We start from the raw sequence: 22,377 nt of genomic DNA, 5'->3' as shown, positions 1-22,377 counted from the left end.
GCAGGTCTGACGGAAATCTCTGCATCGCGATCGAAGGGACCACATGCCCATGGGTCACACGGCCACAGCCCAGGCCGGCTCCGGCGGCCTGACAGCGACCGAGCACCGGCTGGCCAACGGCCTGCGCGTGGTGCTGTCCGAGGACCACCTGACCCCGGTCGCCGCGGTCTGCCTCTGGTACGACGTCGGCTCGCGCCACGAAGTCAAGGGGCGTACCGGCCTGGCTCACCTCTTCGAGCACCTGATGTTCCAGGGTTCGGCGAGCGTACCGGGCAACGGCCACTTCGAGCTCGTCCAGGGCGCCGGCGGTTCCCTGAACGGCACCACGAGCTTCGAGCGCACCAACTACTTCGAGACGATGCCGACCCACCAGCTGGAGCTCGCGCTCTGGCTGGAGGCGGACCGCATGGGGTCCCTGCTGGCCGCCCTGGACGACGAGTCCATGGAGAACCAGCGCGACGTCGTCAAGAACGAGCGCCGGCAGCGCTACGACAACGTCCCGTACGGCACCGCCTTCGAGCGGCTGACCGCCCTCGCGTACCCCGAGGGCCACCCGTACCACCACACCCCGATCGGCTCCATGGCCGACCTGGACGCCGCCTCCCTGGAGGACGCGCGCACCTTCTTCCGTACGTACTACGCACCCAACAACGCGGTGCTGTCGGTCGTCGGGGACATCGACCCGGAGCGGACGCTCGCCTGGATCGAGAAGTACTTCGGCACCATCCCCTCCCACGACGGCAAGCAGCCGCCGCGCGACGGCTCGCTGCCCGACGTCATCGGCGAGCAGCTGCGCGAGGAGATCGTCGAGGAGGTCCCGGCCCGCGCGCTGATGGCCGCCTACCGGCTTCCGCACGACGGCACCCGCGAGTGCGACGCCGCCGACGTGGCCCTGACCATCCTGGGCGGCGGCGAGTCCTCGCTGCTGCACAACCGCCTCGTACGCCGCGACCAGACGGCCGTCGCCGCCGGCTTCGGCATGCTGCGCCTGGCCGGGGCGCCGTCCCTGGGCTGGCTGGACGTCAAGACCTCCAGCGGGGTCGAGATCCCCGCCATCGAGGCGGCCGTCGACGAGGAGCTCGCGCGGTTCGCCGCCGAGGGCCCGACCGCCGAGGAGATGGAGCGCGCCCAGGCGCAGCTGGAGCGCGAATGGCTGGACCGGCTGAGCACGGTGGCCGGCCGCGCCGACGAACTGTGCCGGTACGCGGTGCTCTTCGGCGACCCGCAGCTGGCCCTCACCGCCGTCCAGCGCGTCCTCGACATCACCGCCGAGGAGGTGCAGGCCGTGGCCGCGGCCCGACTGCGCCCGGACAACCGCGCGGTGCTCGTCTACGAGCCGCTCGCGGCGGACGGGGCCGAGGGCGACGAGGGCGAAGAGAACGCCGACAGCGACGAGAACGAGGGGGCGGAGCAGTGAGCGACACCGCAGCCGTCACGATGACCTTCCACCCGCGCCCGCAGGCCGGCGAGCCGCAGCCGTGGGCCTTCCCGGCCCCCGAGCGCGGGACGCTGCCCAACGGGCTGACCCTGCTGCGCTGCCACCGCCCGGGCCAGCAGGTCGTCGCGGTCGAGATCAACCTGGCCGCGCCGCTCGACGCCGAGCCCGAGGGCCTGGACGGCGTGGCGACCATCATGGCGCGCGCCCTGTCGGAGGGCACCGACAAGCACTCCGCCGAGGAGTTCGCCGCCGAGCTGGAGCGCTGCGGAGCCACCCTCGACGCGCACGCCGACCACCCGGGCCTGCGGGTCTCCCTGGAGGTCCCGGCCTCCCGGCTGGCCAAGGCGCTGGGCCTGCTCGCCGAGGCGCTGCGCGCCCCCGCCTTCGCCGACGCAGAGGTGGACCGGCTGGTGCGCAACCGGCTCGACGAGATCCCGCACGAGCTGGCCAACCCGCAGCGCCGCGCCGCCAAGCAGCTCTCCGCGGAGCTCTTCCCGGCCTCCCTGCGGATCTCCCGGCCGCGCCAGGGCACCGAGGAGACGGTCGCCCGGATCGACGCCGCCGCCGTACGCGCCTTCTACGAGGCCCACGTACGCCCCGCCACCGCCACCGCGGTGGTCGTCGGCGACCTGACCGGCATCGACCTGGACGCCGTACTGGCGGACACCCTGGGCGCCTGGACCGGCGACACCGCCGAGGCCCGCCCCGTGCCTCCCGTGACCGCCGACGACACCGGCCGCGTGGTCATCGTCGACCGGCCCGGCGCGGTCCAGACGCAGCTGCTGATCGGCCGCATCGGGCCGGACCGCCACGACCGCGTCTGGGCGGCCCAGGTGCTCGGCACCTACTGCCTCGGGGGCACTCTGACCTCCCGCCTGGACAAGGTGCTGCGCGAGGAGAAGGGGTACACCTACGGCGTGCGGGCCTTCGGCCAGGTGCTGCGCTCCACCGCCGACGGCAAGGGCGCCTCCATGCTCGCCATCAGCGGCTCGGTGGACACCCCCAACACCGGCCCGGCGCTGGAGGACCTCTGGAAGGTGCTGCGCACCCTCGCGGAGGGCGGTCTGACCGACGCCGAGCGCGATGTGGCCGTGCAGAACCTGGTGGGCGTGGCCCCGCTGAAGTTCGAGACGGCCGCCTCGGTCGCCGGTACCCTGGCCGACCAGGTCGAGCAGGAGCTGCCGGACGACTACCAGGCGCAGCTGTACGCGCAGTTGGCCGAAACCGGCACGGTGGAGGCGACCACGGCGGTCGTGAAGGCGTTCCCGGCGGACCGGCTCGTCACGGTCCTGGTGGGCGACGCCGCGCAGATCGAGGAGCCGGTGCGGGCCCTCGGGATCGGTGAGGTCACGGTCGTCACCAACTGACGTCGTGGTCGACGTCGTGGTCATCACCAACTGACGCACGTCACCAACTGACGTAAAGGACGCCCGGATGACGGGCGGCCGACGCACTTCGCACGAGGCTCCGGCGGTTTTCCGCCGGAGCCTCTTTTGTCCGTTTAGTGGTGAGGTTGCTTGTATGTGATGTGGCGTACGCAACAAAAAGGCGCGTCTGTTTGGCGATTGACTGATGATCCGCCTAGCGTCGGCCGTGCTGTCCGTCAGTTGTGCCCGCCGCACCCGCGGCACCGGGCAGCGATCGCCGAGTCCCCGTCAGGCGCGAGCCTGGGGAGCCGGGGACCCACATCAGTCCCTGGGGTGAATCGGACTCCCTCGCAAGAGGAGGTCCGTAGGAGACCTTCCTGCTCCGAACCCGTCAGCTAACCCGGTAGGCGAGAAGGAAGGAAAGGATCAAACCCTTCATGGCGTTTGGCAGTCGTCCCGCTGGTACCGGCAAGCACCGTGGTTCCAGCCGCCTGAGCAAGAAGACCGCCGGCTACGCCGGTATCGCCGCGATCGCCACCACGGGTGTGGTCGGCTCCCTCGCCGCCCCGGCCTTCGCCGCGGACAACCACAGCAGCTCCGCCCCGGAGAACGGGCTGGGTGCCGTCGTCGTCGCCGAGGACCTCGCGGGCGACATCCAGGACCAGGCCGAGTCCCAGCAGCGCGCCGCCGAGCACGCCGCCGCCAAGGCCCAGGCCGAGGCCGACGCCAAGCAGAAGGCCGCCGAGGCCAAGCGCCTCGCCGAGGCCAAGGCGAAGGCCGAGCGCGAGGCCGCCGAGCGCGCCGCCCGCGAGGAGGAGCGCAAGCGCCTCAACACCTTCGTCTCGCCGCTGGCCGACTCCTACGTCAGCACGCAGTACAAGGCGGGCGGCGGCATGTGGTCCTCCGGCAGCCACACCGGCATCGACTTCCACGCCGCCTCCGGCACCTCGGTTCAGGCAGTGGGCTTCGGTACCGTCGTCGAGGCGGGCTGGGGCGGCGCGTACGGCAACAACGTCGTCATCAAGCACAACGACGGCACCTTCACGCAGTACGGCCACCTGTCCTCGCTGAACGTCTCCGTCGGCCAGCAGGTCACCCCGGGCCAGCAGATCGGCCTGTCGGGATCCACCGGCAACTCCAGCGGCCCGCACCTGCACTTCGAGGCCCGCACCGGCTCGCAGTACGGCTCGGACATCGACCCGATCGCCTACCTGCGCTCGCACGGCGTCAGCCTCTGACCCCTCGGCGCCGCCCACCGCGGCGCGCGTGCAGCGCACAGCTTCACGAAGACCCCGCTCCCGAGCCGGGGTCTTCGTGTTTTTGCATCCGGGTGCAATGTTTCGGATTTCCGTCCGCTCTCGAAATTATGCTGTGCTGCAATAGAGTCGTGGCGTGCGCGTGTGCGCACGGGGACTGGCGATCGGAAATAGGCGGAGGTTCGGTCTTGCGTATTCCTGCGCACGCGGTATGCACGGCAATTCGCGACGACATCGTCTCCGGGGTGTTCGAACCGGGAGGTCGGCTGACCGAGGAGGTGCTGGCCCGCCGGTACGGGGTCTCGCGCGTCCCGGTCCGCGAGGCCCTGCGGACCCTGGAGTCCGAGGGCTTCGTGACCACGCGGCGCCACGCCGGGGCCTGTGTGGCCGAGCCGACGGCGCAGGAGGCCGCGGACCTCCTGGAGCTGCGGATGCTGTTGGAGCCGCTGGCGGCCGCCCGGGCCGCCCGGCGCCGCACCGACGCGCACCTCAAGGTGCTGCGGGGGCTGGTCAGGCTGGGTCAGGAACGGGCCAGGCGGGGGCAGGGCGAGGACCTGCGGTCGCTCGGCGGCTGGTTCCACGAGACGCTCGCGCAGGCTTCCGGCAGCCCGGGGCTGATCGCGCTGCTCACGCAGATGCGGCACAAGGTGGCGTGGATGTACGTGGTGGAGGCGCCGGCCCGGCCCGTGGAGTCCTGGGCGGAGCACGGCGCGATCGTGGACGCGGTGGCGCGCGGGGACGCCGAGCGGGCGCGGACGCTGACCGCGGTCCACGCCGATCGCGTGGCCGCCGCGCACCGGCTGCGGAAGCGGCCGGCGGTGAGCACTTCGCAACCTGCCGTAAACATGTCGAGCGGCCGGCATTAACAGGAGCCGTATACAAAGGATGGCACCGTGCGAATTCCGTGCGCTGAGTAATTCGCTGCGCCGAATTCCGGTGGACCGCGTGCGATGCCGCGCGGCGCGAATCGGGCCGGGCCTTTTCGGCGGAGCCGAATTACCGGGCGGCCGGTTCCCCAGGCCTTCCGTACCGGAGAACGACGCAGCCGCGGCCCCCGTCCGGGGCCGCGGCTTCGCCGTTCGCGTGATGCGGGGTGAACCCGAAGGGTCAGACGGTCTCGGGGAGCTCTTCGAGACCCTCGGCGACCAGCTTCGCGAGGCGGTCCAGTGCGGCCTCCGCACCCTCGGCCTCGGAGGCGAGGACGATCTCCTCGCCACCCTGCGCGCCCAGGCCCAGCACCGCCAGCATGGAGGCGGCGTTGACGGGGTCGCCACCGGACTTCGCGATGGTCACCGGGACGCCGGAAGCGGTCGTCGCACGGACGAAGATCGAGGCGGGACGAGCGTGAAGGCCCTCGGCCCAACCGACGTTGACGCGGCGCTCTGCCATGGTGATGCCCTTCAGGTTCTCAACGTTGTCTAGACCAGTCTCTCACGGCACCCCGAATGCTCCGACCGACCTCCGGCCCGAATGCCGCCGCTCCTCGACCTTCCCCAGCTTGCACCGGTCTGACCCGGCTTGCCTACTACGCCGCGCGAGCGCTGTCCGCCCCGGTCCGGCCGTAAGGTATGCGCATGACCATAGAGTCGGACCCGTCCTACCCGGCCCACTGGGAAGCCGACGTCGTCCTCCGCGATGGCGGCACCGCCCGGATCCGGCCCATCACCACCGAGGACGCGGGCCGGCTCGTCAGCTTCTACGAGCAGGTCTCGGACGAGTCGAAGTACTACCGCTTCTTCGCGCCCTACCCCCGCCTCTCCGACCGCGACGTGCACCGCTTCACGCACCACGACTACGTGGACCGGGTGGGCCTCGCCGCGACCGTCGGCGAGGAGTTCATCGGCACCGTCCGCTACGACCGCATCGGCCCCGACGGCCGGCCCGCCTCAGCCCCCGCCGACGAGGCGGAGGTCGCCTTCCTCGTCCAGGACGCCCACCAGGGCCGCGGCGTCGCCTCCGCACTCCTCGAACACATCGGCGCGGTGGCCCGCGAGCGCGGCATCCGCCGGTTCGCCGCCGAGGTGCTGCCCGCCAACACCAAGATGATCAAGGTGTTCACGGACGTCGGCTACCAGCAGAAGCGCAGCTTCGAGGACGGGTCCGTCCACCTCACCCTCGACCTCGAACCCACCGCCGAGTCCCTGGCCGTGCAGCGCGCCCGGGAACAGCGCGCCGAGGCCCGCTCCGTGCAGCGCCTGCTGGCCCCCGGCTCGGTGGCGGTCGTCGGCGTCAGCCGTTCCGGCGCCGGCGTGGGCGCGGCCGCACTGCGCAACCTCCGCGACAGCGGCTTCCACGGCCACCTCTACGCCGTCAACGAGGCCGTCACCCGCGACCTCCTCGACGGGGTGCGCGCCTACCGCACCGTCGGGGCCATCGGCGCCCCCGTCGACCTCGCGGTGATCGCCGTCCCGGCCGACCGGGTCCCGGACGCGGTGGCCGCCTGCGGCGAGCACGGCGTGCAGGGGCTCGTCGTCCTCTCCGCCGGGTACGGGGACAGCGGCCCGGCCGGGCTGGCCCGCCAGCGCGAGCTGCTGCGGCAGGTGCGCTCGTACGGGATGCGTCTCATCGGACCCAACGCCTACGGGGTGATCAACACCGCCCCGGAGGTGGAGCTCAACGCCTCCCTGACCCCCGCGCCGATGCCGGTGCGCGGCCGCACCGGCCTGTTCACCCAGTCCGGGGCGATCGGCATCGCCCTGCTCTCGGCGCTGCTCCGGCGCGGCGAAGGCCTGTCCTCCTTCGTCTCCGCCGGGAACCGGGCCGACGTCTCCGGCAACGACATCCTCCAGTACTGGTACGAGGACGAGGCGACCGACGTCGCCCTGCTCTACCTCGAAACCCTCGGCAACCCGCGGAAGTTCACCCGCCTCGCCCGCCGGACCGCCGCAGTCAAGCCCGTGGTCGTCGCCAAGGGCGGCCGCCACACCCCCGCCGGACACGTCGTCCCCGGCACCCGCCTGTCGGAGGACACCGTCTCCGCCCTGCTGCGGCAGGCCGGCGTCATCCGGGTCGACACGGTCACCGAGCTGGTGGACGTCGGCCTGCTGCTGGCCTCGCAGCCCCTGCCCGCCGGACCCCGGATCGCCATCCTCGGCAACTCCGAGTCCCTCGGCGTCCTCACCTACGACGCCTGCCTCACCCAGGGCCTGCGGCCGCTGCCGCCCCTGGACCTGACGACCGCGGCGTCCCCGGAGGACTTCCGCACCGCCCTGGCCGCCGCCCTCACCTCCGACGACTGCGACGCGGTGGTCGTGACCGCCATCCCGTGGGTCAGCGAGCACGCCCTCGCCGACGACCTGGCCGACGCGCTCCGCGAGGCCGTCGCCGAGGCCCCCGGCAAGCCGGTGACGGTCGTGCACGTGGAACTGGCCGAGCTGGTGCAGGCCCTGTCCGCGACCCGCGCACCCGGCGCCACCACCGCCGACGCGGACCGCATCCCCAGCTACCCCGCCGCCGAGCGCGCCGTGAAAGCCGTCGCGGAGGCCGTGCGCTACGGACAGTGGCGGCGGGCCCTCGCCGACGCCGGGCAGGTCCCCGAGTACGAGGACATCGACGAGGCCGGCGCCGCGGCCCAGCTCGCCGGGCTGCTCGCGGACGTCGACGGCGGGGCCGTGCTGACCCTGAGCGACCCGGACGCCCGCGAGCTGCTCGCCCGCTACGGGATCCGCGTCCTGCCCACGCTCCCCGCGCCCAGCCCCGACGCCGCCGTCCGGGCCGCCGGGATCCTGGGCTACCCGGTCGCCCTCAAGACCACCGCCCCGCACCTGCGCCACCGCGCGGACCTGGGCGGCGTACGGCTCGACCTCACGAACGAGGCCGAGCTGCGGCGCTCGTACGAGGAACTCACCGACGCGCTCGGCAAGCCCGCCGAGCTCCAGCCCGTGATCCAGGCCATGGTGCCGCGCGGTGTCGACACCGTCGTCCGGTCCGTCATCGACCCGGCCGCCGGCGCCGTCCTCTCCTTCGGGCTCGCCGGGGTCGCCTCCGAGCTGCTCGGCGACACCGCCCACCGGCTGGTCCCCGCCACCGACCGGGACGCCGCCGGACTGATCCGGTCCATCCGCGCCGCTCCCCTCCTCTTCGGCTGGCGCGGCAGCGACCCCGTCGACACCCCCGCCCTGGAGGAGGTGCTCCTGCGGCTGTCCCGGCTCGTCGACGACCATCCGGAGGTGATCGGCGTCTGCCTGGAGCCCGTCGTCGTCGCCGTCGAGGGGATCTCCGTGCTCAGCGCCACCGTCCGGGTCGCCCATCCGCCCGCCCGCGGCGATCTCGGGCCGCGGACCCTCCCCAGTTACTGACCGGGTACGGCGCGGTAGGAGGGCACCCGAGGGGCCTTACCATTGACCCCATGGCGAAATCCGGTACGACGACCCAGGGGCTGCGCACGGCGATCGAGCGCAGCGGCTACTACCCGGCCCTCGTGGCCGAGGCGGTGGAGGCCGCGGTGGGCGGCGAGCCGATCTCGTCGTACCTGGTCCACCAGGAGACGACCTTCGACTCCAACGAGGTGCGCCGCCACGTCACCGTGCTCGTCCTGACCGGCAACCGCTTCATCGTCAGCCACACCGACGAGCAGGCCGCCGACGCCGGGTCCCCGTCCCCGTACGCGACGACCTCCACCGAGTCGGTCAAGCTCTCCAGCATCTCCTCCGTGGTGCTGAGCCGCGTCGTCGCGAACCCGGAGTCCTACACCCCCGGCACCCTGCCCCGCGAGGTCGTCCTGACCATCGGCTGGGGCGCGGTCTCCCGGATCGACCTGGAGCCGGCCGCCTGCGGCGACCCCAACTGCGACTCCGACCACGGCTACACCGGCAACTCCACCGCCGACGACCTCAGCCTGCGGGTCAGCGAGGCCGGCGACGGACCGGAGGCGGTGCGCCAGACCCTGGTCTTCGCGCAGGCCCTCTCCGAGGCGACCGCGGCGACCTCCACCCCCTCCGCCCGCTGATGGCGTACTCCGCACCGCAGGACTGGACCGAGCCCGAGCTGCTGGACCTCGCCGGCGCCCCCGTCCCGGAGTATGGCGCCGGCTCGCTAGCCGACCTGCTGCCGACGCTCGTGGCCGGCCAGGGCGTCCCCGGCTACACCGCCGCCATCGCGGAGCTGACCCCGGCCGACCGCAACTGCGTCTTCCTCGTCGACGGCATGGGCTGGGAGCAGATCAGGGCCCACCCGGACGAGGCCCCCTACCTCACCTCCCTGCTCGGCAGCTCGCGCGGCGGCACCGGGCGCCCGATCACCGCGGGCTTCCCGGCGACCACCGCCACCTCGCTGGCCTCCGTCGGCACCGGGCTGCCGCCCGCCCGCCACGGACTGCCCGGCTACGCCGTCCGCAACCCGGCCACCGGCGAGCTGATGAACCAGCTCCGCTGGCACCCGTGGGCGCCGCCGAAGCCGTGGCAGCCGTACCCGACGGTCTTCCACGAGGCCGACAAGGCCGGCGTGGCGACCGCGCAGGTGTCCTCGCCCGCCTTCCAGACCACCCCGCTCACCAAGGTCGCCCTGAGCGGCGGCACCTTCCTCGGCCGGATGACCGGCGAGGAGCGGATGGACGTGGCCGCCGAACGCCTCGCCGCCGGTGACCGCTCGCTCGTCTACACCTACTACAGCGAGCTCGACGGGGCCGGACACCGCCACGGCGTGGACTCGGACGCCTGGCGCGGCCAGCTCATGTACGTGGACCGGCTCGTCCAGCGGCTCGCCGAGCAGCTTCCGCCGCGCACCGCGCTGTACGTGACCGCCGACCACGGCATGGTCGACGTCCCCTTCGACGAGGACGCGCGGATCGACTTCGACGAGGACTGGGAGCTGGGCGCCGGCGTCGCCCTGCTGGGCGGCGAGGGCCGGGCCCGGCACGTGTACGCGGTGCCGGGGGCGGAGGCCGACGTGCTGACCGTGTGGCGCGAGGTGCTCGGCGACCGCTTCTGGGTCGCGAGCCGCGAAGAGGCCCTGGAACTGGGATGGTTCGGCCCGCCCGGGGAGTGCGACGAGCGCGTGCTCGGCCGGATCGGCGACGTCGTCGCGGCGGCCCAGGCCGATGTCGCGATCACCGCTTCGCGCAACGAGCCGAACGAGTCGGCACTCACCGGAATGCACGGCTCCATGACCGCGGCGGAACAGCTCGTCCCGCTGCTCGAAATCCGCACCTGACCGGTCCGGTCTCCGGCCGCCACCCCCGTACCCGCCCACGACCCGAAAGGTCCGTACTTCCCATGCCCGAGCTGGTGTTCTTCTCCGGAACGATGGACTGCGGAAAGAGCACTCTGGCGCTCCAGATCACGCACAACCGCTCGGCCCGCGGCCTGCAGGGCGTGATCTTCACCCGCCAGGACCGGGCCGGCGAGGGCAAGCTGTCCTCGCGTCTGGGCCTGGTCACCGAGGCGGTCGAGGTCGCCGACGCCATGGACCTCTACGCCTACCTCGTGGGCGAGCTGTCCCAGGGCGGCAAGGCGGACTACGTGATCGTCGACGAGGCCCAGTTCCTGGCTCCGGAGCAGATCGACCAGCTGGCCAGGATCGTAGACGACCTCGACAAGGACGTCTTCGCCTTCGGTATCACCACGGACTTCCGCACGAAGCTCTTCCCGGGCTCGCAGCGCCTGATCGAACTCGCCGACCGGATAGAGCAGCTCCAGGTCGAGGCCCTGTGCTGGTGCGGCGCCCGCGCCACCCACAACGCCCGCACGGTCGGCGGCGTGATGGTCGTCGAGGGCGAGCAGGTCGTCGTCGGTGACGTGAACCGCCCGTCGGAGGAGATCGGCTACGAGGTCCTCTGCCGCCGCCACCACCGCCGCCGCATGACCTCCGCCGCGGCCCACGCCGCCGCCCTCTCCCCGGACGTCCTCCCCGTCACCTCCGGCTGACCGGTCAGTCGGAGCGGGGGCGGGGGCGGGCACCGATGCCCTGGGGGTCGGGGGTGCGGGCACGGGTGCGGCGGGCGGGGTCGGGGTACTCGCGCTCGACGGCCTCCCGCAGCAGGGTCAGTTCGGTGTGGACGGCCGGCAGGGGGCCCGGGGGCAGGGCGGTAAGCAGGCCCTCCAGCAGGGCGCGCAGCCGCCGGCAGATCTGGACGGACGAGGTGCCGTACTCGCGGATCTCGGTCACGGCCAGCTGGAGGTAGTCCTCCCAGTCCCGGCCCTGCACCACCAGCCGCGGCGTGCCGTCCCGGTCGGCCAGCACGTAGCGGTTGCGCAGGCCGGTGCGGCCGACCGTGTGGAGGAACGTCTCGATCCGGTTGAGCACCTGGACCGCGGTGGTCGGGTCGTTCACGGCGGGGGAGAGCGCCCGGACGGCGATGTCCACGAGGACCCGCAGCGCGAACGCCGGGTCCTGCTCGATGGTCCGCTCGGAGCCGAAGGCGATCAGTCCGGTCACCCGCCGCGCCGCGGGGGCCGGGCCTGCGCCGTGCACCTCGACGACGACGGCGCCCGGCGGTACGTAGTCGCCGACCAGGCGGGTGACCACGAGGAGGCAGTCGTGGCGCGCCGCCAGGGCCGTGAGCCGTTCCGGGTGGAACGCCTGGATCACACCGCCGCGTTCGGACCGAACGTAGGTGACCGGACCGCCGGCCGGAGGCGGTACGGGGTCGCCCGCGCGCGGCGCGGCGCCGAGGACCGCGGCCTCCCCGCGTGCCAGGACCTCCTCGCCCATCCGTCCGACCAGGCCGGCGATGGCCACGGGCCGGAGGTTGTGGGTGAACCGGTTGAGGTAGACGAGCAGCAGCAACAGGCTGACGGACACGGCCGACCCGGCCATGGTGACCCCGAGGTCGGGCACGGAGTCGGACTCGATGCTGCGCAGCAGGGCGAAGGAGAAGGAGAAGGTCCCGGTGAAGGTGGCCAGCACGGCCTTCTGCAGCCGGTCGCGGTACCACAGGCGCATGTAGCGCGGGGACAGGGTGCCCGTCGCCTGCTGGACGACGAGCACGCCGATCGTGACGACGAATCCGAGCAGGGCGATCATCGCGCCGACGATGGCGGTGAGTACGCCGCCGGCCGTCGAGGCGGAGTACCGCCAGCCGGCCGGGAGCCACTCCGTGGCGTCCACGGAGACGGCCCATTCCGCCAGCAGTACGCCGAGGACCAGACCGATCAGCGGCACGATCCAGAGGCTGGCCTTCGTGTACTGCAGCAGCCGGAAGCGGGAGGCCCAGGACATCAGGGACCGGAGCGGGCGTCCGGTGGCCCGGCGGGCGCCTTCGTGCGCCTGTGCGGCAACGGCACGTGTGACCTCCGACCTCCGGTTCGCGGTTCGGGACGGCTTTCGGCCCCACGGTAAGGCCGTCTCCCGCCCTCCGCATGCCGCCGGTGGCGAGACCGGGAGGCGGTCACCCCGGACGCGGTCACCCCGGACGCGGTCACTCCGGACGCGGTACGGGACCGAGCAGGACGAGGAGGTCGTCCGCCGCCGGGGAGACGGTCCCGCCCTCGGTGACCGGGTGGAGCCTGCCGTCGCCGCGTACCACGAACAGCGTCTCGGAGCCCGCCGGGACCGGCCGGGAAGCAGGCTGCACCAGGTACCGGGCGCCCCGCCGGTACCGCTCGGCCAGGACGTGCCGGACCAGACGGGCGCCGAAGAGGACGTCGCCGCCCGTGTAGGGGGCGACGACGCCGTGACCCTCGTGCGGGGGCGCGACCCGGTAGACGGGCCCCTCGACGTTGCCCTCCACCACGACCGAGGCCAGGGCGTTGAAGTCGTCGTCGTCCGTGAGCAGGAAGACGGTGGTGACGCCCTCCAGCCGGGCGCGCGGATTGGTGGCCGTGGCCAGGAGCTCCCCCTGGGCCAGTTCGAGTCCGGCGTCCTTGATCCGCTCCCGCTCGTCCTCGTCGCCGGCCCACATGAGGACGTCGAGTCCGGCCGACCGCAGGGCCCTGCCCAGGTCGACGACCCAGTGGTCGCCGCCGACCAGCAGGGGACGTGAGCGGGACGGGCGGACGACGCCGAGCCTGCGGGCCACGGGCGCGGCGGTCAGGGCGTAGAGCAGGACGGTTCCCACGATCACCAGGAAGGTGACGGGCAGGATCTTCCCCGCCCCGGCCAGACCCTGGTCGGACAGGGTGGTGGCGAAGGCGGAGGCCGTGGAGGCGGCGACGATGCCGCGCGGGGCCATCCAGCCGATGAACCCACGCTCCCCGCGGGTCAGCCCCGACCTCCCCGTGGAAAGGAAGGCGACCAGCGGCCGTACGACCAGGACCAGGAACGCGACGAGGGCGAGCGAGGGGAGCAGTACGGGCCGCAGGGAGGCCGGGGTGACGGTCGAGGAGATCGAGACGAACAGCAGGCCGATGATCAGCTGGACCAGCGTCTCGAAGAAGGGCCGCCGGGCGGGCATGTCGAAACCGGGGAGGTTGGCGACGGCCAGACCGGTGACGGTCGCGGCGATCAGTCCGGTGTCGTCACGGACGACGTCGCATCCCGCCGCCACCACGATCACCACGGCCAGCTGGGCGATCGTGCCGAGCGTCTCGCCGAGCCGCAGCACGCGCAGCGTCAGCCACAGCAGGGCGACGCCCACGACGCCGCCGACCAGGCCGACGCCCATGCTGATCGCGAACTGGCCCAGCTGGTAGCCCCGGCCCAGGTCGGCCTGCGAGGAGGAGACGGCGTGGAAGACGAGCGCCCCGAGGATGCCGCCGATCGGGTCGATCAGCGTCCCCTCCCAGACCAGGACGCGCCGCAGCCTGTCGGTGGGCCGCACGTATTCGAGGAGGGGCCCCACGACCGTCGGGCCCGACACCACGAGGATCACGCCCACCATCGCGGCACTGGCCAGGGACATGCCGAACAGGGCGGGGGCGACGGCGCCGACGGCCAGGAAGGTGACGAGGACGCCGGTCGCCAGCAGCCGGCCGACGATCCCCCGGGTGCGGCCGGTGAGCCGGCTCACGTCGAGCCCGAGCCCGGCGTCGTACAGGATCACCGCCACCGACAGGGAGACCAGGGCGGAGAACTCCGGCCCGAGCAGGTTGTCCGGATGGATGACGTCGGTCAGTGCCCCGGCGACGAAACCGGCCGGCAGCAGCAGGAGCAGCGCCGGTACGCGCAGCTTTCCGGCGAGGATCTGGCAGGAGGCGGCCAGCCCCACCGTGAGGGCGATGCCGAGGAGGATCCGGTCCTCGTTCACGACGGCGTTCCCCTCCGGTCTTTCCGCTGCGGCGGACGGCCCTCAGGCCCCATCGGCGCCCTCGCCCGGTCCGGCGGCGCCGCCGCGGCGCCGCAGGTCGGTGTCGGTGAGCGACTCCAGCTCGCCGTGCGTGTCCAGCCAGTACAGGAGGAAGACGGCCGGGGCGACGATCACCAGCGAGACCAGGGTGACGAACACCAGCCACGTCAGGGTGGACGGGGCACCCGCGGCGTCGGCGACCGTCAGCGAGGTGGGGATGAGGTAGGGACGCTGGGCCATGCCCCAGGCGAGGACCGCCGCCGCGACGACCCCGACGGCCGTGACGCGTACCCAGGTCCCCGGCGGGCGCAGCAGCAGCCACGCCGTGGCGAAAGTGGCCGCCGCGGCCAGGAGGACGAAGCCGAGCCCCACGCCGTGGGTGAGGCCGTGCCAGATGTGCGGGGCGTCCGTGCGGGTGACGAACAGCGCGACCACGGCCAGTACGGCCACCACGGCCAGCGAGGCCAGGGCCCGCCCCCGGAAGTGGTCGACCAGATCGGGCGCGTCGAAGCGGCGGGCGTCGCCGGAGAGGAACACGGCGCCGAGGAAGGCCGTGGTCGCGATGGCCAGCAGCCCGAACATGAGGGAGGTGGGGTTGGACCAGGCCTTCGCCGAGGCCTCCGTACCGAGCGCGACCCGGCCGGAGGCGATCCCGCCGACGGCCGCGCCGAGGAAGAAGGGCGTCAGAAGCGAGGACACGGCGAACAGGGTCCCGAACAGGCGCCGCCCGGCGATCCGCTGCGAGGCCTTGCGGAAGGCGAAGCCGGCGCCGCGCAGGACCATGCCGACGGCGGCCAGCGCGAGCGGTACCCACATCGCGGAGAACACCGTCTGGAAGAAGACCGGGAACCCCGTCCACATGATGACGAAGATGAAGATCAGCCAGACGTTGTTGACCTCCCACACCGGGGCCATGGCGTGGTCGATGAGCCACCGGGGCCGCTTGCCCCGCTCCGTCCCTCCCGCGGTCAGGTCCCAGAAGCCGGCCCCGTAGTCGGTGCCGCCCGCGCAGGTGTAGGCGGTCACGGCGAGCAGCAGCACGAAGGCGATGACGTCGGCGGTCACGGGCTGCCGTCCCGGGAGGCCGATGCCACGGACGAGCGCGGTCCGTACGGTGTGTCCGCCTCCGGTGGCTCGACCGGACGCCCCGCCCCCTCCTGCGCGTCGGCGAGCCGCCATCGGGTGCGCATCTTCAGCAGGACGGCGAGGAACGCGCCGAAGACGAACACGTACACCACGATCACCAGCCCGAACATGATCCACAAGGTGGTCGAGCGCGTCGCGGTGACGGCCTCGGCGACCCGCATGTTCTGGTAGACGATCCACGGCTGGCGCCCCACCTCGGTGGCGACCCAGCCGCATTCCACGGCCACGACGGAGGCGACCCCCGCGCAGGCGGCGCTGCGCCAGAACCACTTGGACTCCGGCAGCCTGCGGCGCCGCCACCAGACCAGGGCGTACCAGAGGGCGAGCAGCACCAGCACGGACCCGATCACGGCCATGAGGTCGAAGGCCCAGTGGGCGATGGTCGCCTGCGTGGCGTTCGGCCGGTCGCTCTCGGGCACCGAGGACAGCCCGATCACCTTCGTGTCCGGGCTGAAGCCGGCCAGGATGGAGTCGAGCTGCGGGACCTTGATACCGCCCGAGACCGTTCCGTCCGGGTGCAGCCGGCCGAACAGGTACTCGGGGACGTGGGTGTCGGTCTCCCAGACGATCTCCAGGGCGGCGAACTTCACCGGCTGCTTGTGGAACACCTGCCGGGCGATGGAGTCGCCGAGGAAGAGCTGGATCGGGGTGGCGACGGCGGCGACGGTGAAGGGGACGGTGAAGCCGAGCCGGTGGTAGTGGTCCCGGCGGCCGCGCAGCCAGCCGACGGCGTAGACCCCGGCCACCACGTATCCCGCGGTCAGCACCATCGCCACGACGAAGTGCCAGTACTGCGGGCCGAACATGGGGGTGAAGACGGCCTTCCAGATGTTCACGTCGACCGGGTTGCCCGCGGAGTCGAGGGTGAAGCCCCGCGGTGTGTTCATCCACGAATTGGCGGCCAGGATGCCGAACGCCCCCATCAGCGCGGCGGCCGGCAGCGGGAGGCCGAGCAGGAAGTGCGTACGGGGCTTCAGCCGGCGCCAGCCGTACAGGTAGATCGCGATGAGCACCGCTTCGAGGAAGAAGGCCCAGGCCTCGACACCGAAGCCGATGCCGAACACGTCGCCCCACTTGCCCATGAGCCCCGGCCAGAGCAGCCCGAACTCGAAGGACAGGACGGTGCCGGTGACGACGCCGACGGCGAACTGCACCGCCATGACGGCCGACCACCGCCGTGCCAGCAGCAGGGCGGTGGGGTCGTCGCGGCGGATGCCGCGGTAGTGCATCAGCAGGGTGATGAAGGGCAGGGCCACGCCCAGCGGTACCAGGATGATGTGCGAGGCGAGGGTGAAGGCCATGAGCTGTCGGGCCGGGAGCAGCTGGGCCGGCGCGTCCGCCGCCAGCAGCTGGAACATCGTGTGCATGCGTGCCTTCGCTGCTAGGACCTGGCGGAGGGGGAGCGGTCAGCCGCCGGTGGCGAATCCGGGGAAGAGGGTCATCCCGCCGTCGACGTAGAGAGTGGCCCCCACCACGTAGTCCAGAAGGTCGGAGGCGAGGGCGACGACCGCGTTGGCGATGTCCTCCGGGTCGCCGATCCGGTCGTACGGGATCAGCTTCAGCAGGTCCTCGCGGGCCTGTTCGGTCTCCCAGGCGTCGCGGTTGATCGGCGTCCTGATGGCTCCGGGGGCGACCGCGTTCACCCGGATCTTCTGCGGCGCCAGCTCCTGGGCCAGGGTTTCCATCATCATCTGCACGCCGCCCTTGGAGGAGGCGTAGTTGACGTGCCCCGCCCACGGAATGATCTGGTGCACCGAGCTCATGCAGATGATCTTCCCGGCCGCCCGGGACACCTCGGGTACCACGCCGCGCCGCAGGAACTCCTTCGTCGCCTCCCGCGCGCACAGGAACTGGCCCGTCAGGTTGACGTCCAGGACCTTCTGCCACTGGGCGAGGGTCATCTCGGTGAACGGGGCGTCGCGTTGCAGGCCGGCGTTGGCGACCATGATGTCGATCGTCCCGAACTCCCGGACCATCCGCTCCACCATGGCGACGACCTGGTCCTCCTGGGACACGTCCGCCTCGTACGCCGCCGCGCGCACCCCGAAGGAGGTGATCTCCCGGACGACCGCCTCGGCGGACTCCTGGTCCGCCACGTAGTTCACGACCACGTCGGCGCCGGCCCTGCCGAGCCCGATGGCGGTCGCCTTCCCGATACCGGAGTTGGCGCCCGTGACCAGCGCCTTCTGGCCCTTCAGCAGGTGAGCCGGATTCACACCCTGCGGTGCGCCGACGGTGGAATCCACGTTGTGCTGCCTCCTCGACGAGCGGGCCCGGCGCGGCCGGGCCGCGGGCGGCCGGACCGACCGCCCACGTAATCACCGGCTGTGGCGGCGGGCCCGCCGGGCGGGCCCCGGTTGGGCCGTTCGGCCGAGGATCTTCCTCCGGTCGGCGCAGGTCCGCGCAGGTCCGCGCAGGCTCTCGCAGGTCCCCGCCGGTCGGTGACCGGCGGGGCCCGGGGCGGAGGTCAGTTCAGCCGGGCCAGGAGGTGGTCGCCGACCCGCAGGGCGTTGGCGATCGCGGTCAGGGACGGGTTGACCGCGCCGATGCTCGGGAAGAAGCTCGTGTCGACCACGTACAGGTTGTCGAGGTCGTGCGCCTTGCAGTTGAGGTCCAGTGCGGAGGAGGCCGGGTCCGTGCCGAAGCGTACGGTGCCCGCCTGGTGCGCGGTCGCCCCGATCGGCATGCCCTTGTGCAGGTAGATGCTGTGCGACAGCAGGTGGTGCTCGTGCATGCCCAGGTGGCCGAGCATGCTCTGGAGCTTGTGCCGCAGCCGCTTCAGGCCCTCGGTGTTGTTCTTCTCGTCGAGTGCGAGGTGGATGGCGCCGTCACCGTCCAGGGTGACCCGGTTGCCGGGCTGCGGAAGGTCCTCGCCGCACAGCCAGAAGTCGACCGCGTGGTGCGCGAGTACCTCGAAGGGCAGGTCCGGGGTGACCGCTCCGGCCCAGCGCGGCGCCTCGCCGTGGATCTGCTCGGCGTCCGACTTGCCCAGCATCTGGATGCCGCCCAGCGGGAAGTCCCAGTCGTCCGCGCCCAGGTACCAGTCGTGCAGCGCGAGGGTCTTCTGGAACTGCGTGGGGTTGGGCTCCTTCGACACCGCCATCAGGGCCAGGTTGTTGTGCCGCATGTAGTGCCGGCCCACCACGTCGGAGCTGTTGGCCAGCCCGCGGGGGTGACGGTCGTTGGCCGAGGCCAGCAACAGGGCGGCGGAGTTGACCGCCCCGCAGGAGACGACCACGACATCCGCGGAGAACCGGGTCTCGCGGCCGTCCGGCAGCCTGACGACGACGGCGGTGACGCTGCGCCCGGCCGGGTCGGTCTCCAGCCGGACCACGTGGGCGCCGGTGACCAGTTCCACGCCGGGGTGTTCGAGGGCGGGCTCCACGCAGATCACCTGGGCGTCGGACTTGCCGCGCACCAGGCAGGGGAAGCCGTCCACCCGGTTGCAGCGGATGCACACGCTGGAGGGGACGGCCCGTCCGTCGGCGTCCTGCACCAGGTCGACCCCGATGGGCAGGTGGAAGGGGTGCAGTCCCTTCCTCTCCAGGTCGTCGCTCAACTGCTGGATGCGCGGCTCGTGTTCGACCGGCGGGTAGGCGTACTGCGCGCTCGCCGGGCCCTCGCCGGGGTCCTCCCCGTGCCGCCCGTGCACGCGGTAGAGGTGCTCGGCCTGCGTGTAGTACGGCTCCAGGTCCTCGTACCGCAGCGGCCAGGCGGGGGAGACGCCGCCGTGGTGGCGGATCTCGCCGAAGTCCTCGGGCCGCAGCCGGAAGAGGGCGGCTCCGTAGAACTTGGTGTTGCCGCCGACGTAGTAGTTGACCTCGGGCGGGAACTCGTTGCCGTGCCGGTCGAACCAGAACTCCGGGGCCCGGTACTTGCCCCGGACGAACACGGCCTTGGACTCCCAGTTGTCCCGCTCCCGCGGCAGCCAGCCGCCGCGTTCGAGGAGGAGCACGCGCTTGCCGGAGGGCGCCAGCCGGTGGGCGAGGGTACCGCCCCCGGCGCCGGTGCCGATGATGATGACGTCGTAGGGGGAGGAGTCGCCCACGTCGACCACCGTCCTTGGGTTAGGGACCGCCGTCACAGCACGGCGACCGGGTTCACGGGGGAGCCGGTGGCACCGGGCAGGCGCAGCGGCGCGACCACGCACAGGAAGCTCCAGCGGCCGGCCCGTGCGCAGGCGCCCGCCAGTTCCTCGAACTGCAGGTAGTCCATGAGGTGCACGCCCATCGCGTGCACCGCCAGGACGTGCACGGGGAAGGCGACGTCCGCCACCGCGCTGGGGGCGGTGTCGTTGTTGCCGTCGCCGCCCAGGACCGACACCTCCCGCTCGGCCAGAAACGTCAGGGCCCGCGGGTGCAGGCCCGCCCTGGCCCGGGCCGCCTCCCACGCCCCCAGCTCCCGGCGGCGGCGCCGGTGACCCACCCGGACCAGCAGCAGGTCCCCGGGGCCGACGCGGACCCCCTCGGCCGCCTCGGCGGCCGTCAGGTCCTCCACCGTCACGTGGTCGCCCGGCTCCAGCCAGGGCACGCCGCGCAGCCGCGGCACGTCCAGCAGCACACCCCGTCCGACGATGCCCTCCCGGACCAGGTCCACGGAGAGGGAACGGACCTCCGGGGCCGTCGGGTCGCCGGCCGGGACCCCGTCGTAGAGCTCGCCGTCGTACAGCACGTGGTTCAGCGCGTCGAGGTGGCTGTCCGCGTCCCCGTGGACGTTCATGGCGAACCGGTCGAGGGCGAAGTGCAGCCCGTCGGCCCCGGCCTCCCCGGTGGCGGGGCCGGTCATCCGGTGTTTCGCCGGCTCGGGGTTGTCCGGGCCCGGCCGGGTCTCGATCGGAGCGGCCAGGGACACCGTGCGTCCGAGCCGGACCTCGGCCGCGGCCGCCGCGACACGGGCCGGGGTCAGGTGGCGCAGCGCCCCGCGCCGGCCGCCCTCCGTGCCGGACCGCGCCGCCCGGCGCAGCCGCTCGTACAGCGTCCGGAAGTCCTCCGTGCTCATGGGCCGCGGCGCGGGAGGTCCGGGAGGTCCGGGGGGCCGGGTCATCGGGTCCCGTCCGGGTCCGCGCTTCTCCAGGGGCGCAGGCCCCAGCGGAGCACATGGCCGGCGCCGGGCTCCAGGACGGTGAGGCCGCTGCCGGTCCGGAAGGCGTCCGCGGGGCAGGACATGGGCTCCACGGCGACACCGCGCCGACGCCGCCCGGGCTCTGCGAGGGTGTCGCCCGTGTAGATCTGCACGTACCGGGTGCCCTCGCCGAGCCACAGGTCGGTACCGCGCTGCCCCGACGGGTGCGCCAGCCGCACCACGGCCCGCCCCTCCGTGTCGCGTTCGAGTCCGGTGAAGGCGGTGTCCAACGCCTGCGTGCCGATGGGCCGGGCGGTGCGGAAGTCGTACGCGGTGCCCTCGACGGGCTCCTCGCCCGTCGGCAGGCCCTCCTCGCCGGTGGTCAGCCGGTGGCGGGCGGGCACGGTGAGCAGCGCCGTGTCGACGAGACCGGTGCCTACCGTCAGGTACGGGTGCTGCCCCACCCCGTACGGGGCCCTCGTGGGGCCCGCGTTGACGGCGCGGACCAGCACCGTCAGGCCGTCGTCGCCCAGCCGGTACTCGGCGTACACCTCCAGCAGGAAGGGATATCCGGGCTGCGGGTGGAGGGTGGCCCCCACCCGGACCGCGTCGCCGGAGTGGGCGAGCAGCCGCCACGGGGTCCAGCGCAGCAGTCCGTGGATCGCGTTGCGCCGCTCCGGCTCGCTCAGCGGGAGCTGCAGGTCGGCGCCGTCGAAGCGGTAGCGGCCGCCGCCCACCCGGTTGGGCCAGGGCACCAGCAGCTGACCGCGGCCCGAGGTGACCGGCTCGTCGGCGGCGAACCCGTCCAGCAGGGGCACTCCGTCGGCCTCGTAGTGGCGCAGGGCGCCCCCGAGTTCGACGACGACGGCCCGCTGCCCGCCGTGGCGCAGCTCCCACTGCTCACCCGTGGGGCCGGCGGACCGGGGCGTCTGCTCGGGCATGGGGGTCTCCTCGGACGGCGGGGACGGGGCGGCGAGGTCCAGCAGGGAGAGCGCGGCCGCCGCCACGGCCTCCGGCGGCTGGTCGACCTCGACGACGACGGGGTGCTCGTCGGGCCCCGGTTCCTGCAGGTCGGCGAACTGGCTGTCCAGCAGGGCCGGCGGGAAGAAGTGGCCGTGCCGGGCCCCCAGGCGGGCCCGTACGAGGTCCGGCGTGCCGTGCAGGTACAGCAGGCGCACCCCGGGCCGGCCCCGCAGCAGCCGGTCCCGGTAGGAGCGCTTGAGCGCCGAGCAGGTGACCACCGCCGGGCGGTGCGCCGCGGCCTCCTGGTCCATCCAGGCGCCGATGGCGGCGAGCCAGGGGGCACGGTCGGCGTCGTCGAGGGGGTGCCCGGCGGCCATCTTGGCCCGGCTGGCCGGGGAGTGGAACTCGTCGGCGTCCCGGTAAGGCCAGCCGAGCCGTTCCGCGAGCAGCCGGGCCACCGTGGTCTTGCCCGAGCCGGACACCCCGACGACGAGCACCAGCGGAGTCGGCGGCGCGGCTTCCACCGGCATCCGGGATCAGTCCTCCAGGAAACCGGGTGCCGTGCACAGGGCCCAGACGATCAGACCGTCGACCGCCAGGAGCACCAGCGCCCAGAACGGCGTGTACGGGAGCCACATGAAGCTCGCGACCATGCTGAGGCCCGCCAGCGCCAGGCCGACGATGCGGGCCCACAGTGCGCCCTTGATCACGGCGAATCCGGCGAAGAAGATCACGACGCCCAGGATGAGGTGGATCCAGCCCCAGCCCGTGAGGTCCAGCTCGTAGGCGTAGTGCGGGGTGGGGATGAAGACGTCGTCCCTGGCGAGCGCGGAGATGCCCGAGAACACCATCATCAGTCCGCCGAAGATCATCAGGAATCCGGCGAAGAGCAGCCAGCCGTTGCGGGCGCTGAAGCCGCCCTTCCGCGCGGTCGGCACCGCGCCGTTCGGGCGTGCTCCGCCCGCATGACTCGTCATGACGTGC

At 72.8% G+C, this 22,377-nt stretch carries 18 protein-coding genes and 1 riboswitch; of the genes, 8 read left to right on the top strand and 10 right to left on the bottom strand.

Translation table 11 applies throughout. The features are described 5' to 3' along the window. Positions 1-49: 49 nt before the first annotated feature. The 4 genes from AAT21_RS27600 to AAT21_RS27585 all read left to right on the top strand — a co-directional run bounded on the left by AAT21_RS27600 (position 50) and on the right by AAT21_RS27585 (position 4,927). On the top strand, positions 50-1,417 hold the full coding sequence (locus tag AAT21_RS27600; RefSeq protein WP_046779634.1) for a M16 family metallopeptidase: 1,368 nt from the start codon (positions 50-52) through the stop codon (positions 1,415-1,417). A gap of 20 nt (positions 1,418-1,437) precedes the next feature. Next, positions 1,438-2,805, top strand: a complete 1,368-nt coding sequence (locus tag AAT21_RS27595; RefSeq protein WP_046779719.1) for a M16 family metallopeptidase — start codon at positions 1,438-1,440, stop codon at positions 2,803-2,805. Positions 2,806-3,070: 265 nt separating this feature from the next. After that, a riboswitch (cyclic di-AMP (ydaO/yuaA leader) is annotated at positions 3,071-3,230 on the top strand. Between the two features lie 12 nt (positions 3,231-3,242). Then, on the top strand, positions 3,243-4,043 hold the full coding sequence (locus tag AAT21_RS27590; protein WP_046779633.1) for a M23 family metallopeptidase: 801 nt from the start codon (positions 3,243-3,245) through the stop codon (positions 4,041-4,043). A gap of 206 nt (positions 4,044-4,249) precedes the next feature. Further along, a complete protein-coding gene (locus AAT21_RS27585) occupies positions 4,250-4,927 on the top strand; it encodes a GntR family transcriptional regulator (RefSeq protein WP_046779632.1) in 678 nt (225 codons plus the stop codon). Between the two features lie 241 nt (positions 4,928-5,168). Here the strand turns inward: AAT21_RS27585 and AAT21_RS27580 are convergent, their stop codons facing one another. Next, a complete protein-coding gene (locus AAT21_RS27580) occupies positions 5,169-5,450 on the bottom strand; it encodes an HPr family phosphocarrier protein (protein WP_030026990.1) in 282 nt (93 codons plus the stop codon). A 179-nt stretch (positions 5,451-5,629) separates the two neighbouring features. On the opposite strand from AAT21_RS27580, the gene AAT21_RS27575 reads away from it, so the two are divergent. The 4 genes from AAT21_RS27575 (at position 5,630) to AAT21_RS27560 (ending at position 10,924) form a co-directional block, all read left to right on the top strand. Continuing rightward, entirely contained in the window at positions 5,630-8,359 is a 2,730-nt protein-coding gene (locus AAT21_RS27575; protein WP_412180344.1) for a bifunctional acetate--CoA ligase family protein/GNAT family N-acetyltransferase, read from the top strand. Between the two features lie 50 nt (positions 8,360-8,409). Beyond that, positions 8,410-9,009, top strand: coding sequence for a DUF5998 family protein (locus AAT21_RS27570; protein WP_046779630.1), 600 nt, complete (start codon positions 8,410-8,412; stop codon positions 9,007-9,009). Next, complete coding sequence (locus AAT21_RS27565; RefSeq protein ID WP_046779629.1) at positions 9,009-10,211, top strand: alkaline phosphatase family protein; 1,203 nt, start codon at positions 9,009-9,011, stop codon at positions 10,209-10,211. Before AAT21_RS27570 ends, AAT21_RS27565 begins: the two co-directional genes overlap by 1 nt. A 62-nt stretch (positions 10,212-10,273) precedes the next feature. Continuing rightward, a complete protein-coding gene (locus AAT21_RS27560; RefSeq protein WP_046779628.1) occupies positions 10,274-10,924 on the top strand; it encodes a thymidine kinase in 651 nt (216 codons plus the stop codon). A 4-nt stretch (positions 10,925-10,928) separates the two neighbouring features. Here AAT21_RS27560 and AAT21_RS27555 read toward each other — a convergent pair whose 3' ends face one another. The 9 genes from AAT21_RS27555 to AAT21_RS27515 all read right to left on the bottom strand — a co-directional run bounded on the left by AAT21_RS27555 (position 10,929) and on the right by AAT21_RS27515 (position 22,370). Next, positions 10,929-12,218 (bottom strand): DUF2254 domain-containing protein, encoded by a 1,290-nt coding sequence (locus tag AAT21_RS27555; protein WP_046779627.1) that lies wholly within the window; start codon positions 12,216-12,218, stop codon positions 10,929-10,931. Positions 12,219-12,417: 199 nt separating this feature from the next. Beyond that, on the bottom strand, positions 12,418-14,184 hold the full coding sequence (locus tag AAT21_RS27550; protein ID WP_046779626.1) for a cation:proton antiporter: 1,767 nt from the start codon (positions 14,182-14,184) through the stop codon (positions 12,418-12,420). 42 nt (positions 14,185-14,226) lie between these two features. Then, entirely contained in the window at positions 14,227-15,288 is a 1,062-nt protein-coding gene (locus AAT21_RS27545; protein WP_046779625.1) for a cytochrome d ubiquinol oxidase subunit II, read from the bottom strand. After that, positions 15,285-16,736, bottom strand: coding sequence for a cytochrome ubiquinol oxidase subunit I (locus AAT21_RS27540; RefSeq protein ID WP_046779624.1), 1,452 nt, complete (start codon positions 16,734-16,736; stop codon positions 15,285-15,287). The genes AAT21_RS27545 and AAT21_RS27540 overlap by 4 nt, the downstream gene beginning before the upstream one ends. Positions 16,737-16,775: 39 nt before the next feature. Continuing rightward, positions 16,776-17,570, bottom strand: a complete 795-nt coding sequence (locus tag AAT21_RS27535; RefSeq protein ID WP_046779718.1) for an SDR family oxidoreductase — start codon at positions 17,568-17,570, stop codon at positions 16,776-16,778. Positions 17,571-17,836: 266 nt separating this feature from the next. Beyond that, positions 17,837-19,426 (bottom strand): GMC oxidoreductase, encoded by a 1,590-nt coding sequence (locus tag AAT21_RS27530; RefSeq protein ID WP_412180343.1) that lies wholly within the window; start codon positions 19,424-19,426, stop codon positions 17,837-17,839. A gap of 23 nt (positions 19,427-19,449) precedes the next feature. Next, positions 19,450-20,367, bottom strand: coding sequence for a cyclase family protein (locus tag AAT21_RS27525; RefSeq protein WP_046779623.1), 918 nt, complete (start codon positions 20,365-20,367; stop codon positions 19,450-19,452). Between the two features lie 41 nt (positions 20,368-20,408). Further along, positions 20,409-21,923: a gluconokinase, GntK/IdnK-type gene (locus tag AAT21_RS39905; RefSeq protein WP_079025994.1), complete on the bottom strand. Its 1,515-nt coding sequence runs from the start codon at positions 21,921-21,923 to the stop codon at positions 20,409-20,411. 6 nt (positions 21,924-21,929) lie between these two features. Further along, positions 21,930-22,370, bottom strand: coding sequence for a DUF7144 family membrane protein (locus AAT21_RS27515; protein WP_079025993.1), 441 nt, complete (start codon positions 22,368-22,370; stop codon positions 21,930-21,932). Between the last annotated feature and the right edge of the window lie 7 nt (positions 22,371-22,377).

The sequence above is a fragment of the Streptomyces yangpuensis genome (genome assembly GCF_001005295.1).
Taxonomy (GTDB): domain Bacteria; phylum Actinomycetota; class Actinomycetes; order Streptomycetales; family Streptomycetaceae; genus Streptomyces; species Streptomyces yangpuensis.
The sequence above is the reverse complement of the archived record's forward strand: the minus strand, read 5'-3'. Positions and strand labels throughout refer to the sequence as shown.